The following is a 17,363-nucleotide window of genomic DNA, read 5'->3' as shown; positions in this document are numbered from 1 at the left end:
CAATTTTATTTAATGCGCTTTAAACGTGGCGCTAATGGAGGGGGCGGTGACCAGAACACGCACATTGTCAGATCTTGCGCGCCATTTGGGCCTGTCGCCTGCGACTGTGTCACGTGCCCTTGCGCAGCATGAACAAATCGCGCTGAAAACCCGCGAGCGTGTGGCGAAAGCTGCGCAGGAATTGGGCTATGTCCCGAACCGCACGGCGCAGGCGTTGGCATCCGGCCGCACCGGATTTGCAGGGTTTCTGTTGCCCATGCGCGGACGTGGCCTTGCCGATCCGTTTCTTGGCGAATTTGTCAGCGCCCTGACCGAAGGATTTGGCGCAAAGGGTGTCGAACTGCTGCTGTCTGCCGTGCCGCGTGACGGGTCCGAACAACGCCATCTGGAAAGCCTGATAACATCAGGGCGGGTGGATGGCATGGTTGTCAGCCGCATTGAATGCGCAGACAACCGGATCGCATTGTTGCAGGATCATGGTGTGCCGTTTGTGGCGCATGGCCGGCTGGCGCAGGATGAAACGGGCTATAGCTGGCTGGATACGGACGGCGAAACGGCCTTCATGGAGGCGTTTGATCTGCTGTATCAGGCAGGCCACCGCCGGTTTGGTTTGTTAAGCATCGATGATCCGCTGACCTTCCGGCAAATGCGCGAGGCCGGTTTGCGCAAGGCCTATGCTGCCAATGGCGACCCCGAACTGACATTGCGGCATGTGTCATGTTCGCGCTACGACATGGACACGCGCGCACGCGCCATTGCGGGCATTCTGTCCGGTGACGACCGCCCGACTGCGGTACTGGCCATCGCCGACGGGTTGGCATTGGAATTGATGGCCGAGGCACAGAAACAAGGGCTAAGCGTGCCTGATGACCTGTCGATCATCGGGTTTGACAATATTCCCGCCGCAGCACATGTCGCGCCGGGTCTGACGACATTCGACGCCTGCATCGCCGAGAGTGCCACCCAACTTGCCGAAATGCTGCTGATGCGGATCAACGCGCCCGATGCGCCGCACCAGCAACGCCTGCTGCGCCCGCAACTTGTTTTGCGGGGCACACACGGGATTGCACCCGTCACCGCGGCCTGACCGCGCAACCAAAGACCAAAACCGGGAGGAAAGACCATGAAGTCCAGACTGAAACTTACCTTACTTGCGACTGCAAGCGCTTTAATTTCCACAAATGCCATCGCCGAGACCTTGTTCTGGTCCAGTCAGGCCACACCCATCGAAGAAACCCAAGCCATGCGCGAGCAGGTCTTGTCGGGCTTTGACGGGGGTGTGTCCTTCCAGCCCGCCGATCCCGGCCCATGGCTGACGCGTATTCAGGCCGAACTTGGGGCAGGCAGCGGCAGTATCGGGGTGCTGGGCGCGCTGCATGGTGATTTCACGCCGCTGTCGGATAACCTGTCGGATCTGTCGGGGGTGGATGCCAGCGCTGTTGCGCCGGGATTCATGGAACTGGGCACGCTTGGCACGACCGAACAGAAATATATTCCCTGGATGCAGGCCACCTATGTCATGGCCGCACATACCAACGCGCTGGAATATCTGCCTGAAGGCGCCGACCTGATGGCGCTAAGCTATGACGAGCTGATTGCATGGGCTGCCAATATGCATGAAGCCACGGGCGAGCCGCGCTTCGGGTTCCCCGCAGGACCACAAGGGTTGAAGCACCGCTTCTTTCAAGGGTATCTGCTGCCATCCTATACAGGGTCCATGGTGACCGAATTCCGATCAGATGCGGCGGAACAGGCGTGGACGGCCTTTCTGGAACTATGGGAACACACAAACCCTGCATCCACCAATTACAGCTTCATGCAGGAACAGCTGATTTCCGGCGATGCATGGCTGGTGTTTGACCACACCGCGCGGCTGGCAGATGCGTTCAACCAGCAACCGGATGATTTCGTGGCCTTTCCTGCGCCCGCCGGTCCGGCGGGGCGGGGATTCATGCCGGTTCTGGCGGGTATCGCGGTGCCTGTCACTGCCCCTGACATGGACGCAGCGACAGCCTTGATCGATTACATGCTGGCCCCTGAAACCCAGATCGCAACCTTGCGTGCGACCAATTTCTTTCCTGTAATCGATGTGGATTTCCCCGATGACATGCCCGCTTCGGTTCAGGCGGCAGGGGCTGCGATTTCGGCCATGTCGGGCGCAGATGACGCCCTGCCTGCGTTGTTGCCAGTGGGCCTTGGGGAACTGGGTGGCCAGTTCAACCAGATTTATAATGACACGTTTGAACGTATCGTTCTGGCAGGCCAACCCGTCCGCGCCGTTCTGGATGATCAGGGCGATGCGCTGCGGCGTATTCTGACGGAAGCGGGCGCGCCCTGCTGGGCACCTGATGCGGCATCCGAGGGGCCTTGCCCGGTGAACTAGGGCATTATCGGGGCTGCCGCCCCCACCCGGTCCCTGTCGGGGACCGGGTTCCCCCGCGAGTATTTCTGGCAAGATGAAATCATAGGGGCGGAATGGACCGCCTGCCGAACAAGGAGCCGGTAATGCCACGAGCCTTGCCCTATCTGTTGCTGCTGCCTGCATCGGTGTTTTTGCTGGTGTTCTTTTTCTATCCGTTTGGTCTGGTGGTTGTCGAAAGCCTGACCCGCGGTGGAGAATGGAGCACCGAGAATTTCACCCGCATGACAAGCCATTGGAAATTCGCGCCAGCGTTCTGGAACACGATCTGGCTGACCGCGATTGTGGTGCCGGTGCAACTGGTCATGGCGCTGACCATGGCATCTGTGGTGCAGAAGCTGAAAACGGGGCGGTCGGGGTTGTTGTATATTTTTGCGATTCCGCTGGGAATTTCCGATCTGGCGGCGGGGTTGATCTGGCTGGCGATATTCGAGCAATCGGGGTTTCTGAATTCGATACTGCATGCGTTTGGCATCATAGACCGCCCGACCCTGTACCTAGGCTATCAGAGTATGTGGGTCATCTTTCTGGCCGTCGTTCTGGCCGAGATCTGGCGCGCAACGGCGATCATGATGGTGATCATTGTCGCGGGCATGGGGCTGATCCCCAAAGAGTATAGCGAGGCCGCCGAAGTGTTCGGGGCCAGCCGCTGGCAGCGGTTCACACGCGTCACGCTGCCGCTGTTGCGGCCCAGCCTGCAAACCGCGCTGATCCTGCGCATTCTTATGGCATTCGAGGTGTTTGCGGTTGTTATGGCGCTGGGGGGCACCACGCTGCCGGTGCTGATGGGCGAGACGTTCCAGTGGCAGTTCCAGTTGCAGGATCGCGGTGTTGCCGCCGCTTATGCGATGGTCATTCTGGGGCTGTCGGTGGCATTCTCGCTGGTCGTGCTGCGGCTGTTGCATGTCCCTAAAGGAGCGCGGATATGACTGAAACGCCCCCCACCGCCACACACCCCGCCCCGCAGCTTGAGGCACGGCGCGCAGGCCGGTTCCTGTTTCATGCGGGCATTGCGCTGCTGGTGTTATGGGTGTTGGTGCCCATCTGGTTTTTGTTCGTCAATGCGCTGTCGGCCCCGTCCGAGGTGACAGGGTTTCCAAAACGGCTTTGGCCAAGTTTCGATCTGGCATCCGTGCAGTTCTTCTTGCAATTCCAGGGCGTCACGCAGGCGCTGTGGAATTCGGTCAAGGTGGCCGTATTGACGATGGTGCTGTCAATCGCGATGGGGGCGCCAGCGGGCTATGCGCTGTCGCGGTTCGAGTTTCCGGGCAAGGAATTTTTCCGCGTTCTGGTCATCATGACGCGCGCGTTTCCGCTGCCGCTGCTGGCGCTGCCCTTGGCGGTGATGTTCATTCGCACGGGTCTGGATGACACGGTTCTGGGGCTGGCGCTGGTGCATGCGATGCTGGCGCTGCCTTTTGCGGTGCTGATCACCTTTTCGCTGTTTTCCGGCATTCCGGTGGAGTTGGAGGAGGCTGCGTGGACATTGGGCTGCAACAGGGTGCAGGCCTTTATCAAGGTTGTGCTGCCGCTGGCGCTGCCGGGCATTATGGCGAGTGCGGTTTTCGCTTTTGTCATTTCGTGGAACGAGGTGTTTGCGGCGGCTGTGCTGACCATAGAGAACCGCACGCTGACGGCGTTCCTGTTGCAATCGCTGAATGTGTCGCCCTTGCCGCTGAAATTTGCGGGCGGTGCGGCGCTGGTCATGCCTGCGCTGATCTTCATCTTTGCGGTGCGAAAATATCTGTTCGCGATGTGGGGCATCGCCAATCGTTGAAAGGAGGGCCGATGGCCGAGATTGTCATCAAGGGTGTTGCGAAGGATTTCGGAGCCTTCACCGCGCTGCATTCGGTGGACCTGACCATTGCCGATCAGGAATTCATGGTGCTGTTGGGCGCGTCGGGCTGTGGCAAGACCACGCTTTTGCGTATCATCGCAGGGCTGGAGACACCAAGTCAGGGCGAGGTCTGGATCGGGGGGCGGCGGGTGGACCACCTGCCACCGCGCGCGCGCGGCATTTCGATGGTGTTCCAGAATTATGCAGTGTTCCCGCATCTGACAGTGTTTGAAAACATTGCCTTCGGGTTGCGCATGGCCAAGGTCGCGTCATCCGAGGTGGACCGCCGTGTGCGCCGCACGGCCGAATTGATGCATATCGAGCAGTTGTTGAAGCGCTATTCCGGCGAATTGTCGGGCGGGCAGCGCCAGCGTGTGGCCGTGGCGCGCGCGCTTGCGATGGAACCTGATGTTATTTTGATGGATGAACCGCTGTCCAATCTGGATGCGCTGCTGCGGTTGGAAATGCGCGCCGAGTTGAAGGGCGTTCTGGCGGAATCGAAAACGACCACCATCTATGTCACCCATGATCAGGTCGAAGCGATGTCGCTGGCCGACCGCATCAGCGTGATGAATGGCGGCTATATTGTGCAGGCCGACCGCCCGACCGAAGTATACCGCAACCCCGCCGCGCGGTTCGTGGGCAGTTTCATTGGCAACCCGCCGATGAATTTCCTGCCTGCAACACCAGACGGGGCAGGGCGCTGGCAAGTGGCAGGCCAAAGTTTCGCGGGGCCGCAAGGGGCTGCTGCCGAATTCGCCATTCGCCCCGAAGACCTGCACCCGTCCGACACGGGCCTGAGCGCAGAAGTGCGCGTTGTCGAGCCCCTTGGGCCGCATACGCTTGTGACCGCGCAGGTGGCGGGCCAGCCGTTTCGCGCCGTGCTGGAAAGTGACCGCCACATTACCCCGGGCGAGGTGATCACCCTTGCGCCCGTTCCCGACCGTATCCGCTGGTTTGACCCTGAAACACAAAAGGCCATCGCATGACCGACGCGCTGCGCAATGCTGCAATCGATATTCTGAAAATCAACGACAGGGGGCAGTACACGGTGCCCACCAAGGGGCTGTATCCGTTCCAGTGGAACTGGGACAGCTGCCTGACGGCCCTTGGCCAGCGCCATTTTGACGAAGCGCGCGCATGGACCGAGATCGAGACCCTGTTTGCGCATCAATGGCCTTGCGGGATGGTCCCGCATATCATTTTTCACCAGATGGATGACGGGTATTTCCCCGGCCCGACCGTGTGGGGCACGAACCGGCCTGTGCCGACATCCGGCATCACGCAGCCTGCGGTTGCAGGGTTTGCGCTGAAACGGCTGTTTGATCGCGCACAAGACCCTGCCCATGCCATGACCCGCTTGCGTGCGCTGTTGCCAAAGGTGGCCGCATGGCACCGCTGGTTCTATGCCACCCGCGACCCGCAGGGCGAAGGGCTGGTTGCCATTTTGCACCCGTGGGAGGCAGGGCGCGACAATTCCGTGGACTGGGACGCGCCGTTCGATCAGGTGCCAACCGACGGGATCACCCCCTATACGCGGCGCGACACCCTGCATGCCGACCCGTCGCACCGCCCCACCAAGGACCAGTATGACCGCTATCTTTGGCTTGTTGAGCATTTTCGCGCATTGGAATGGGACACATCGAAACTGCATGATGCGTCACCTTTTCAGGTGGTTGATCCCGGTTTCAATGCAATCCTGATACGGGCGTGTTCGGATCTGGCTGATCTGGCCGGTTTTCTGGGCGAGGAACAGATCGCGGCCGAAAACCGGCATTTCGCGCAGCGCGGCCTGTCCGCGATGGAAAGCCTGTGGTCGCCGCGCCATGGCCAGTATCTGTGCAAGGACCGAATAACCGGCAAGCTGATCGACAGCGCGTCCGTTGGCGGGATACTGGCGGCATTCTGCGACATTCCGCGTGAACGTGCGGCAAGTATTGCCGCGACGATACGCAATCATGAGACCCGCTATAGTGTTGCCAGCCATCCGCCCCATGACCCGCGATTTGATGCAAAACGCTATTGGCGCGGTCCTGTCTGGCTGGTGGTGAACTACATGATTGCCGACGGACTTGCACGGGCAGGCCAGCAGGATGCGGCCGCCCGTATTTCTGCGGATAGTCTGGAACTGATACATAAGGGCGGCTTTGCCGAATATTATGACCCGATCACCGGAGAGGCGCTTGGCGGCGGGCAATTCACATGGACCGCTGCCATGGTGCTGGAATTTCTGGCGCGCGAAACGGCCTAGGTGATGTCTGTTGCGCGCTGCAAAATAATGTCTGGACTGTAAAGCAATGAAAAACCCGGCCATTGCTGGCCGGGTTCCATAACGTGTCCTGCGCCTGTGTCAGATCACGGCAGCTGTTCGGACAATTCGTTGAACGCGGCTGTGAACCCTGCAAGCGACATTGTCAGGTCAATCGGCTGATCGGGGGCCGCGACCGGAACCACCTGCCACACAGCTTCGGCGCCACGGCGGAAGGCGTCAACTTCTTCTGCGGTGAAGCCCACGCGCGCGATGCAGCCCACCACTGTGCAGAATGTGAAGGGATAGCGTTTGGCCGACCCGCCATCGACCTGCATGATCAGCTGCGCGGTCAGCAATGTTTCCAGCGGTGTCAGGATTGTTGCGCCAGCAGCAGCTTCCTGACCGGGGGGCAGCGGGAACATGGTGATTTCGGCCGTTGCGTTACCTTCGCCATCGCGCAGCAACTGATACATCTGGCAGGGGTCATCGCCCTCGGGGTTTTCCACGCAGACCAGTTCCCAATCGCCATGGGTGTTGCCGATATAGCTTCCATCGCCCATTTCCTCGCCCAGCACTTCGCCTGTGGAAAGTGCCGTGATGGGGGAATCGGTGGCTGTGGTGGTCTGCGCCATTGCCGCAGATGTGCCCATAAGTGCGGCGAATGCTGCGACAGATGCGATATTGAAAAATGGGGTATATTTTCTGGACATGCCTTGATCCCTGATATGCTCGTTTTCCAGATGTGTCCTATCACGACATGCGTCAGGTGTCAGTCGAAAAAGATGGGACCACGCACTGGTGAAGATAGCTGTGCGTGCGGGCGGACCGCAGGAAGAAAAGGCATTAAAATAAGGGCCCGAAGGCCCCTATTCATGTCGATTATTTGCTTTTCTCCCTGTCGGACCGGCCGACGATTGGCCACACCGTATGGCGAAAGCGACACTGCGTCAACAGGAAATAGTAACCCGATTGTCATGGGATGTGACGCAATACCATTGCGTGCGCGGCAAGAAAAAAGGCCGTGCCCAAGGGCACGGCTAGTCTGACAGGGAGGATGCGCATCCGGGGATCACAAACACGGATGCGCAGGATCATAATTAGACCAAAATGGTTAAGAATTGCTTTTCTCATCCGGGGCTTTCGGCGTAATCTTGCATCCGGATACAAGTAGTCGGGGTATGAGTGATGCAAGACCAAAATGGACCGGTTCTGGTTGGCGGCGGCGGAGAGGGGCAGACTGTCCCGCAAGTGCTGCGGCTGGGATATGGCAACCGCCACGGGCTGATTGCGGGGGCGACCGGCACAGGCAAGACGATCACCATGCAAATCCTGGCCGAGGAATTCTCGAATGCGGGCGTTCCGGTATTCCTGACCGACATCAAGGGCGATGTTGGGGGCATGGCGATGGCGGGCACGCCCAAGGATTTTCTGGAACGCCGCGCTGCGCAAATCGGGCTTGACGGCTACGGGTATCAGGGCTGTCCCGTGATCTTCTGGGATTTCTTCGGCGAGCACGGCCATCCGGTGCGCGCGACAATGGCGGAAGTTGGGCCGCTTTTGCTGTCACGCATGCTGGATCTGACCGAAGCGCAAGAAGGGGTCATCAACGTGGCCTTCCGTATTGCCGATGATGAAGGCCTGCCGATACTGGACCTGAAAGACCTGCGCGCAATCCTGAATTTTCTGGGCGAGAACCAGCGCGAGATATCGCAGCGATACGGCAATGTCACAACCGCCAGCATCGGCGCCATTCAGCGTAAGTTGCTGGTGCTGGAAACGCAGGGCGCGGTACATTTCTTCTCCGAACCGGCGCTGGATCTGTCGGATTTCATGCGTCTGGCGCCGGACGGCCGCGGATATGTCAGTATTCTGCATGCCGAGCGCCTGATGCGCACCCCGCAGCTTTATGCAACTTTCCTGCTGTGGCTGTTGTCCCAGTTGTTCGAGGAATTGCCGGAAGTCGGCAACCCCGACAAACCCAAGCTGGTCTTTTTCTTCGACGAGGCGCATTTGCTGTTCAACAACGCCCCCCGCGCATTGGTTGAGAAGATTGAACGCGTCGCGCGGCTGATCCGGTCCAAGGGGGTGGGGGTGTATTTTGTCACGCAAAACCCCGATGATGTTCCTGATACTGTGCTGGGCCAGCTGGGCAACCGCATCCAGCACGCGTTGCGCGCGTTCACTGCGCGCGACCAGCAGGCGTTGCGGCGGGCTGCGCAAACCTACCGCCCCAATCCGCGTTTCGATATTGCCGATACCATCCGTGATGTCGGCGTAGGCGAGGCAGTCACATCGTTTCGGGAGGATAAGGGCAACCCTGGCATGGCAGAACGCACATTGATCCGCCCGCCCGCATCTGCGATCGGGCCAATCGATGACGGCGCGCGGCGCATGGTCATGCTGCAATCGCCGGTGGCCGGAAAATACGAACAGATGGTCGACAGCGACAGTGCGCATGAAATGCTGGCCCGCCGCGCCGAAGCCGCCGCACAAGAAGCCCAACAAGCATTGGGCGCAGACCATGGCCCCGATGCGGACAGTCCGCGCGAATTCAACGCCGCGCGCCGCTATGACGGGGGGCGTGCGCGGGCGCCGCGCGCAGTCAGGACGCCCGCCCGCACACCGGCGCGGCGCGGGGACAGTCCCGTGGATGCGTTTGCGAAATCCTTCGCGCGCCAGTTGGGGTCCAGGTCAGGGCAGGCGCTGATGCGCGGTGTGCTGGGGGGCTTGCTGAAAGGGCGCTGAGTGCTTGAGGCCGCGCGCGATTCCATGTAAGCGCTAGGCAAATCCGTCTGTAGAAGTGACGGGTTTGAATGAAACATGATGCCACAGCGCGCCTTGAACGTCCCTGCGGACTGGCGCGCTTTCGTGCATGACAACACGCGGAGCGCGCGAGCGAGAGTGATATGAAATTCCTTGATCTGGCCAAGGTCTACATCCGTTCGGGCGGGGGCGGTTCGGGCTGCGTGTCGTTCCGGCGCGAAAAATTCATTGAATATGGTGGTCCTGATGGCGGCGATGGCGGGCGCGGGGGCGATGTCTGGGTCGAAGTTGTCGACAGTCTGAACACGCTGATCGATTTCCGGTTTCAACAGCATTTCTTCGCCAATTCCGGCCAGCCGGGCATGGGCAAGGGCCGCACCGGCAAGGATGGCGCCACTGTCACCTTGCGCGTGCCCGTCGGCACCGAAATTCTGGATGAAGATCAGGAAACCGTTATCGCCGATCTGACCGAGGTGGGCCAACGCCTGTTGCTGGCCAAGGGCGGCAACGGGGGCTGGGGAAACCTTCAGTTCAAGTCTGCGACCAATCAGGCCCCGCGGCGCGCAAATGCCGGCCAGCCCGGCGTTGAACGCACGATCTGGCTGCGGTTGAAACTGATTGCCGATGCCGGGCTTGCTGGCTTGCCCAATGCGGGCAAATCCACGTTTCTGGCGGCCACATCCAATGCGCGGCCGAAAATTGCGGATTACCCGTTCACCACGCTGCACCCCAATCTGGGGGTTGTCGGCATTGACGGGCGCGAATTTGTCATGGCCGATATTCCCGGCCTGATTGAGGGGGCAAGCGAAGGGCGCGGGCTTGGCGACCAGTTCCTGGGCCATATTGAGCGCTGCGCGGTGCTGTTACAACTGGTGGACGGCACATCAGAGGATGTGGCCGAAGACTGGCGCATCATCGACCATGAACTGGACGCCTATTCCCATGATGTCGCGCTGAAGCCGCGCATCATTGCGCTAAATAAGATTGACGCGCTGGATGATGAGGAACGCGCCGAAAAATGCGCAGCCCTTGAGGCGGTATGCGGGCGCAAGGTGCATATGATCTCGGCTGTGTCGGGCGAAGGGATGCAAGGCGTTCTGCGCGCGCTTCTGGCGCGGATCGACAAGGGCAAGCAGGTCGAACAGGATGACGGGCCATGGCAACCCTGAGCGCGGCAGCGATGCTGTCACAGGCGCGCAGGGTCGTGGTCAAGATCGGCTCGGCGTTATTGGTGGAACATGGCGGTTTGCGCGGCGCATGGCTGCATGCGCTGGCGCAGGATATTGCGGCGCTGCGGGCGCGCGGCGCCGATGTTGTTGTCGTGTCATCAGGGTCGATCGCGCTGGGGCGGGGGGCGTTGGGCCTGCATAACGGGACATTGGCGCTGGAGCAAAGCCAGGCTGCCGCATCGGTCGGGCAGATCCGGCTTGCACGCGCCTATGAGGAAGCACTGGCCCCGCATGGCATTACCGCAGGGCAGGTTTTGCTGACGCTGGAAGATACCCATGACCGCCGCCGCTACCTGAATTCGCGCGCCACCCTGTCCACGCTGCTGGGGTTGGGTGTCGTGCCGATTGTCAATGAAAACGACACAATCGCCACGGATGAAATCCGCTATGGCGACAATGACAGGCTGGCGGCGCAAGTGGCCGTGACAATCGGGGCCGATGTGCTGGTGTTGCTGTCGGATGTGGACGGGCTGTATTCCAGCAATCCGCAAACCGACCCTGCGGCAGCGCGTTTCGACATTGTCGAGGTTATTACCCCCGAGATCGAAGGAATGGCAGGCGAGCCGGTGTCCGGCCTGTCCAAGGGGGGCATGAAAACCAAGGTCATGGCCGCGAAAACCGCCACTGCGGCGGGCTGTGCGATGGTCATTGCGGCAGGTGCCGCGCTCCATCCGTTGCGCGCGGTTCTTGATGGCGCGAATGCCACGCTCTTTGCTGCGCAGGGCGATCCGCGTTCGGCGCGCAAGGGCTGGATTGCCGCGATGAAACCCAAGGGAATTCTGCATGTTGACGCAGGGGCCCAGCAGGCCCTGCAACAGGGCAAATCATTGCTGCCCGCCGGTGTTACCCGTGTCGAGGGGCAGTTCCAGCGCGGCGATCCTGTGTCGATTGTCGGCCCGTCCGGCGCGCTGGGGCTGGGGTTGGCAGGCTATTCCAGCACGGAGGCGGCCGCGATCGCAGGCCATCATTCCCGCGAGATCGAGGCGATTCTGAACTATCCTGGCCGTGTGGCCCTTATTCACAGAGACGAGATGGCGCTATGACCGAAATCAGTCCCGAAATGCTTGAGATGGGCGCGCGTGCCCGCGCCGCCGCGACAATGCTGGCAACGGCCAGCGCCGAGGCCAAGAGCGGCGCGCTGATGGCGGCCGCACAGGCCCTGATCGCGGCGCAGACCGAAATTCTTACAGCCAATGCGCGCGATATGGCGGCAGGGCGCGACAAGGGGCTGTCCGCCCCGATGCTGGACCGGCTTATGCTGGATGAGGCGCGTTTGCAGGGAATTGCGGGTGCCCTGCGCGAGATTGCGGCGCAAGACGATCCTGTAGGCGCGGTCATTTCGGAATGGGACCGCCCAAGCGGGCTGCATATCCGGCGCGTGCGCACCCCTTTGGGCGTGGTCGGTGTCATCTATGAATCGCGCCCCAATGTGACCGCCGATGCAGGCGCGCTGTGCCTGAAGTCCGGCAATGCCGTGATACTGCGCGGCGGGTCGGAAAGTTTCCACTCCTCTCGTGCGATCCATGCGGCACTGGTGGCCGGGTTGCAGGCGGCGGGGCTACCCGAAGATGCAATCCAGCTTGTCCAGACGACCGACCGCGCGGCAGTCTCGGACATGCTGCGCATGGTTGAACATATCGACGTCATCGTGCCGCGCGGCGGCAAGGGTCTGGTCGGGCTGGTGCAGCGAGAGGCGCGGGTTCCCGTGTTCTCGCATCTCGAAGGCATTTGCCATGTCTATGTCGATGCCAGCGCCGATGCGGATAAAGCGCGCCGCGTGGTGATCAACGCCAAGACGCGCCGGACCAGCCCTTGCGGGGCGGCGGAATGCCTGCTGATCCACCGTGACCTTGTGGACGGGCTTGGCGCGCAGATTATCGCGGATCTGGTCGCCGCAGGGGTCGAGATGCGCGTGGACGAAGGTTTGCAGCATCTGCCCGGTGTCGTTCGCGCGCGTCCAGAGGATTTCGGGTATGAATTCTTAGATAAGATCATGGCAGCGGCGGTGGTCGATGATGTCGATGCCGCGATGGCGCATATCCGTCAATACGGATCACAGCACACAGATGCGATTCTTGCGGAAGATGATTCCGTTGCCGCGCGGTTCTTTGCAGGGCTGGACAGCGCGATCCTGATGCGCAACGCGTCCACCCAATTCGCGGATGGCGGTGAATTCGGGCTTGGGGCAGAAATTGGCATTGCCACAGGCAAGATGCATGCGCGTGGTCCCGTCGGCGCCGAGCAGTTGACCAGTTTCAAGTATCTGGTCACCGGCGATGGAACCGTACGCGCCTAAGTTGGCTGCGGGTTGTGGCACGGAACTGTTGCTATTGGGTCTGTTGCGGTCATTGGGTAATGCCCAAGGTGCGGGACAAGGCCGAAGGCCGCCGCACCATCGGCGGGCCGTCCCACGGCCTGCCGATGGTCTAATGGCAGTTCAAGCCTTGATTTTCAGGAATATGCAGCCTGCATAAAGTGAATTTCTATTACGTCGGATCGGCAGTCCCCGGCCCACCGATGGCGCGCGCTTTATCTAAGCACGAAGGTCCGCAACAGACGCCCAAAGCCCTCCCGTATCGTCCCCGTCTACTCTCGCATCAGCGGATAGCCGTCCCCCCATATGGCGGGACTGTCCCTTGCCAGACTGCGCGCTTCGGCGCGGGCCAGATGGGCCAGAATGGCCTGCCGGTCCGGCCCGTATTGGCGCACAGCCCTGTGCCACAACCGCAGCGCGGAGCGTGCGGACCACGGCAGGGCCGCCTGCGCCAGCCAGCGGCGCAGGTCAGGGGGCAGGCGGTCAAACTCGGCCATTGGGCTGGACCGCCTGCGCAAACTGGATTTCAGGTTCGCGCGCATGCGTCATGCGGCCTTGCGCTGTCCCCATTTGGGGAACGGGTCATCAAGACCTGCCCAAAGTTCGGGGGTGAAACTGTCGCAATCCATCAGGCAGGCATCCAGCTTGGCAATCAGCGCCGCATGATCCATGCCCGCGCCAATGAACACCAGTTCCTGCCGCCTGTCGCCCCATGGATCAACCCAGTTTTCGCGCATCTTCTCCAATGCCTCGGCGTGGTCGGGCCAGCGGTCACGGGGCACAGCCGCCCACCAGCCCCCCAAGGGCGTCACACTGGACATTGCACCGGCAAGCGAGAATTCGGCCACCCAATTGGGCCGCGTTGCCACCCAGAAATGCCCCTTGGCACGAATAACACCGGGCAGATTGCCGTTTAGCACCGCATGCACCTTGGCGGGGTCGAATGGCTGCCGCGCGCGGTAAACAAATGACGTCACACCATATTCTTCGGTTTCAGGGACATGATCGGCAAAGCCGTACAGTTCCTTGGCCCAAAGCGGGTGTTCATGCGCGGTGTCAAAATCAAACAGGCCGGTGTCAAAAATCTGGTCTGCCGCGACATGCGAATGGTCGGTTTCGATCAAGCGCGCATCGGGGTTCAGCGCCTTGATGATCTTGCGCGCGGCATCGGTTTGCGCAGCGCCCGCATCAGTGACCTTGTTCAGGATAATGACATCGGCAAATTCGATCTGGTCGGTCAGCAGATCAACAAGGCTGCGTTCATCCTGTTCGCCCAGAACCTCGCCCCGGTCGGACAGGAAATCATGGCTGGAGAAATCGCGCAGCAGATTGACCGCATCCACGACCGTCACCATTGTATCCAGCCGCGCCACATCCAGCAAACTGTCACCATGCTCGTCGCGGAACTCGAATGTAGCGGCCACCGGCAGCGGCTCGGAAATGCCGGTGGACTCGATCAACAGGTAGTCAAAGCGCCCTTCCTGCGACAGGCGCCGCACCTCGGCCAGCAGATCGTCGCGCAGGGTGCAGCAGATGCAGCCATTCGACATCTCGACCAGTTTTTCCTCGCCGCGCTTCAGGTCTACACCGGCATCGATCAGGTCGGCGTCAATGTTCACTTCGGACATGTCATTGACAATAACCGCAACGCGGCGGCCTTCGCGGTTGTTCAGGACATGGTTCAGCAGCGTTGTTTTGCCTGCGCCAAGAAAGCCCGACAACACAGTGACGGGCAGGCGGGGGTCGGGGACGGGCATGTGACACCTTTCAGTTATGATATATTATAACATTATTGCGGTATCTAATACAGTCCGGCCAGTTGAACAAGGGGTCAGGGCAGAAGCTGGCGCAGCAAATCGGCGTTAACATAGCCGTCAGGGGCCAGCCCTTGCGTTTTCTGCCATGCCTGCACGGCGGCAATTGTTGCGGGGCCGATGCGTCCGTCCACACCGCCAGTGTCATGGCCCAATGCGTTCAGCCTGCGTTGCAATGCGCGCCGTTCATCCTGTGTCAGGGCGCGGTCGCCACGCGGCCAGCTGCCGCGCAAACCGCCGTCACCGCGCAACCGGTCGGACAGGTGGCCCACCGCCAGAACATAGGCATCGGACAGGTTGTATTCCTTCAGCACATCATAATTTCCATAAGTCAGGAATGCGGGACCACGCGCGCCACCGGGCAGGACCAGTCGCGCCTGACCTGACTGCAATTGCGCCCCCGCTGCCGCGCGCACACCGGCATTTGTCCACGCAGACACCGCTTGTGCCTGTCCGGTCAGGCGCAGGTCGAACCCGTCGGGCAGGACCACCTCGCGCGCCCAGGGCTGACCGCGCGTCCAGCCGCGCCGGGCAAGGTAGTTTGCCGCCGATGCCAGCGCGTCAGACGGGTCATCGGCCCAGACATCGCGTCGGCCGTTACCGGTGAAATCCACCGCATAGGTCAGGAAACTGGAGGGCATGAACTGCATATGACCAAATGCGCCCGCCCATGACCCGATCATCGCCTGCGGGCTGATATCGCCCGCCTGAACGATACGCAGCGCATCCAGCAACTGCGCTTCAAAAAATTCACCGCGCCGCCCGTCCTTGGCCAGTGTCGCAAGGGTTGCCAATGTCTGCGTGCCGCCACGGTTCGCCCCGTAGGAGGATTCAATGCCCCAGATCGCCACAAGAATTTCGGGCGGCACCCCGTAGCGCGACTCAATGCGGGTCAGAATATTCGCATGACGGCGCAAGGCAGACTGCCCTTGCGAAATGCGTGCGGGGGACACGGTGCTGTCCATATAATCCCAGATGCGCGCGCCAAATTCGCTTTGGCGGCGGTCAAGGGCCACAGTTTCGGGCAGCAACTGCATGACGGGCAGGGACCGGTCCAGCGTCGCCTGCGTGATGCCGGCAGCAAGCGCACGGGTTGCAAAACCCGACCGCCATGCGTCGAAATTGCCGGTTTGCGGCTGCGCCAGCACGGCTGGCCGTGCGGCTGGCCTGGGGGATGTGTCAACATTGGCCAGCCCGCAGGCTGGCAAGGCAAAGGCCAAGGTTGCGGCCGGTATCCAACGTGACATGATATTCCCCGATTTGCGTGCACCCCGAATGCTAGCGGTCCTTTGGTCGGGAACCAAGATGGCAATGTTCACAATCTGCGGGACTTCGCCGATGGCTGCTTTTCTGCGCGGCCATGTTCCGCTACGCTTGCCCCAAAAATATATCAAAGGGGTAAGCAGTGCCATGCAACTTTCTAGACGTTTCTGTATCGCGGGATTGTCCGCAATCTCCCTGTCGGCCTGTATGGGCGGGGGGGTGCCAATGACACCACCGCAAACAACAAGCCGCATGCGGCCACAGGCAAATGCCGAATTTGACGCGTGGCTGGCGCAGTTCCGCACGCGCGCCGCATCGGCTGGCATAAATGCAAGCACACTTGACCCTGCCCTGCGCGGGGCAGGTTTCCTGCCTGATGTCATTGCACGCGACCGCAGGCAAACCGAATTCACCCGCACATTGGAAGATTATCTGTCAATCGCTGTTTCTGATGAGCGGCTGTCGGCGGGGCGGGCGGCCCTGTCGCGTCACAATTCAACCCTGCGCGCGATTGAAGGACGCTACGGCGTCGAGGCCGAGGTGATCACGGCAATCTGGGGGCTTGAATCGCGCTATGGCACGGAACGCGGTGATATTCCTGTGATTTCGGCACTTGCGACACTGGCCTTTGACGGGCGGCGGGGCGCGTTTTTCGAAAGCCAGTTGATGGCTGCGCTGCGTATCTTGCAACGTGGCGATACAAGTGCGGCCAATATGCGCGGGTCATGGGCGGGCGCAATGGGGCATACGCAATTCATTCCGACCACCTATCAGGAATATGCGGTGGATTTCACCGGCAACGGGCGGCGCGATATCTGGGCAGAAGATCCGTCCGACGCGCTGGCATCGGCGGCAAATTACCTGTCGCGGATGGGCTGGACACGGGGCCAGCCCTGGGGCGTGGAAGTTCAGTTGCCCGACGGGTTCAACACCGGTCTTGCCGGACGGGGCAGTTCGCGGGAGGTGTCGGAATGGACCGGCATGGGTGTGCGCGACATGAACGGGCGCGCGGTGGCGGACCATGGCGCGTCATCGGTCATCATTCCGGACGGCCCGCGCGGGCCTGCCTTCATGACATTCCGCAACTTCACAGCGTTAACGCGTTACAACAATTCCGAATTCTATGTCATTGGAATTGGGCATCTTTCGGACAGGTTGCGCGGCGGTGGCCCTATTCGGGGAAATTTCCAGCCGGACCGTCATGGCCTGCGTCTGGGCGAGCGGCAGGAAATCCAGCGCCTGCTGACGCGTGCGGGGTTTGATACGCAAGGCGTGGACGGGGTGATCGGGCCGAATTCGCAATCTGCAATCAGCGCCTATCAGCGCGCGCGCGGGATGGACGTTACCGGCAACCCATCGCGCGATCTGTTGGAGCGCTTGCGCCGCGGGGTTTGATAGAGGCAAAGGAAAAGGGGGCTTGCGCCCCCTTTATCATGTTTCTGCCCTGCGCTGCGCTTCGGGCCGTATTGAGTA

At 61.0% G+C, this 17,363-nt stretch carries 15 protein-coding genes; 11 read left to right on the top strand and 4 right to left on the bottom strand.

What is annotated here, in order from left to right; genetic code table 11:
• The first annotated feature begins 46 nt into the window (after positions 1-46).
• From ACTIE1_RS07380 to ACTIE1_RS07355, 6 genes are all read left to right on the top strand, one after another.
• A complete protein-coding gene (locus tag ACTIE1_RS07380; RefSeq protein WP_439563321.1) occupies positions 47-1,087 on the top strand; it encodes a LacI family DNA-binding transcriptional regulator in 1,041 nt (346 codons plus the stop codon).
• A 36-nt stretch (positions 1,088-1,123) separates the two neighbouring features.
• Positions 1,124-2,383 (top strand): ABC transporter substrate-binding protein, encoded by a 1,260-nt coding sequence (locus ACTIE1_RS07375; protein ID WP_439560576.1) that lies wholly within the window; start codon positions 1,124-1,126, stop codon positions 2,381-2,383.
• A 122-nt stretch (positions 2,384-2,505) separates the two neighbouring features.
• Positions 2,506-3,348, top strand: a complete 843-nt coding sequence (locus ACTIE1_RS07370; RefSeq protein WP_439560575.1) for a carbohydrate ABC transporter permease — start codon at positions 2,506-2,508, stop codon at positions 3,346-3,348.
• The gene (locus ACTIE1_RS07365) at positions 3,345-4,196 is read left to right on the top strand and encodes a carbohydrate ABC transporter permease (RefSeq protein WP_439560574.1); all 852 of its coding nucleotides are present in this window, start codon (positions 3,345-3,347) and stop codon (positions 4,194-4,196) included. Before ACTIE1_RS07370 ends, ACTIE1_RS07365 begins: the two co-directional genes overlap by 4 nt.
• Before the next feature lie 11 nt (positions 4,197-4,207).
• Complete coding sequence (locus tag ACTIE1_RS07360) at positions 4,208-5,245, top strand: ABC transporter ATP-binding protein (RefSeq protein WP_439560573.1); 1,038 nt, start codon at positions 4,208-4,210, stop codon at positions 5,243-5,245.
• A complete protein-coding gene (locus ACTIE1_RS07355) occupies positions 5,242-6,507 on the top strand; it encodes an amylo-alpha-1,6-glucosidase (RefSeq protein ID WP_439560572.1) in 1,266 nt (421 codons plus the stop codon). Before ACTIE1_RS07360 ends, ACTIE1_RS07355 begins: the two co-directional genes overlap by 4 nt.
• 104 nt (positions 6,508-6,611) lie before the next feature.
• Here the strand turns inward: ACTIE1_RS07355 and ACTIE1_RS07350 are convergent, their stop codons facing one another.
• Entirely contained in the window at positions 6,612-7,217 is a 606-nt protein-coding gene (locus ACTIE1_RS07350) for an invasion associated locus B family protein (RefSeq protein ID WP_439559765.1), read from the bottom strand.
• Positions 7,218-7,692: 475 nt separating this feature from the next.
• Here ACTIE1_RS07350 and ACTIE1_RS07345 point away from each other — a divergent pair, with 475 nt between their 5' ends.
• The 4 genes from ACTIE1_RS07345 (at position 7,693) to ACTIE1_RS07330 (ending at position 12,795) form a co-directional block, all read left to right on the top strand.
• The gene (locus ACTIE1_RS07345) at positions 7,693-9,252 is read left to right on the top strand and encodes a helicase HerA-like domain-containing protein (RefSeq protein WP_439559766.1); all 1,560 of its coding nucleotides are present in this window, start codon (positions 7,693-7,695) and stop codon (positions 9,250-9,252) included.
• A 161-nt stretch (positions 9,253-9,413) separates the two neighbouring features.
• Positions 9,414-10,439, top strand: coding sequence for a GTPase ObgE (gene obgE / locus ACTIE1_RS07340; protein ID WP_439559767.1), 1,026 nt, complete (start codon positions 9,414-9,416; stop codon positions 10,437-10,439).
• A complete protein-coding gene (proB, locus tag ACTIE1_RS07335; protein ID WP_439559768.1) occupies positions 10,427-11,542 on the top strand; it encodes a glutamate 5-kinase in 1,116 nt (371 codons plus the stop codon). Before obgE ends, proB begins: the two co-directional genes overlap by 13 nt.
• Positions 11,539-12,795 carry a glutamate-5-semialdehyde dehydrogenase gene (locus ACTIE1_RS07330; RefSeq protein WP_439559769.1) on the top strand — a complete coding sequence of 419 codons (1,257 nt, stop codon included), beginning with the start codon at positions 11,539-11,541 and terminating at the stop codon, positions 12,793-12,795. The genes proB and ACTIE1_RS07330 overlap by 4 nt, the downstream gene beginning before the upstream one ends.
• Before the next feature lie 290 nt (positions 12,796-13,085).
• Here the strand turns inward: ACTIE1_RS07330 and ACTIE1_RS07325 are convergent, their stop codons facing one another.
• The 3 genes from ACTIE1_RS07325 to ACTIE1_RS07315 form a co-directional block, all read right to left on the bottom strand.
• Positions 13,086-13,355, bottom strand: coding sequence for a DUF6525 family protein (locus tag ACTIE1_RS07325; protein WP_439559770.1), 270 nt, complete (start codon positions 13,353-13,355; stop codon positions 13,086-13,088).
• 3 nt (positions 13,356-13,358) lie between these two features.
• A complete protein-coding gene (locus tag ACTIE1_RS07320; RefSeq protein WP_439559771.1) occupies positions 13,359-14,570 on the bottom strand; it encodes a GTP-binding protein in 1,212 nt (403 codons plus the stop codon).
• Positions 14,571-14,644: 74 nt separating this feature from the next.
• Positions 14,645-15,874, bottom strand: coding sequence for a lytic murein transglycosylase (locus tag ACTIE1_RS07315; protein ID WP_439559772.1), 1,230 nt, complete (start codon positions 15,872-15,874; stop codon positions 14,645-14,647).
• Between the two features lie 163 nt (positions 15,875-16,037).
• Here ACTIE1_RS07315 and ACTIE1_RS07310 point away from each other — a divergent pair, with 163 nt between their 5' ends.
• Positions 16,038-17,285: a lytic murein transglycosylase gene (locus tag ACTIE1_RS07310; RefSeq protein ID WP_439563320.1), complete on the top strand. Its 1,248-nt coding sequence runs from the start codon at positions 16,038-16,040 to the stop codon at positions 17,283-17,285.
• Positions 17,286-17,363 lie beyond the last annotated feature (78 nt).

Origin of the sequence: Roseinatronobacter sp. (genome assembly GCF_051859525.1) — a bacterium.
Taxonomy (GTDB): Bacteria; Pseudomonadota; Alphaproteobacteria; order Rhodobacterales; family Rhodobacteraceae; genus Roseinatronobacter.
Note: the sequence above shows the minus strand (reverse complement) of the source record. Positions and strands in the feature narration are given on the sequence as shown.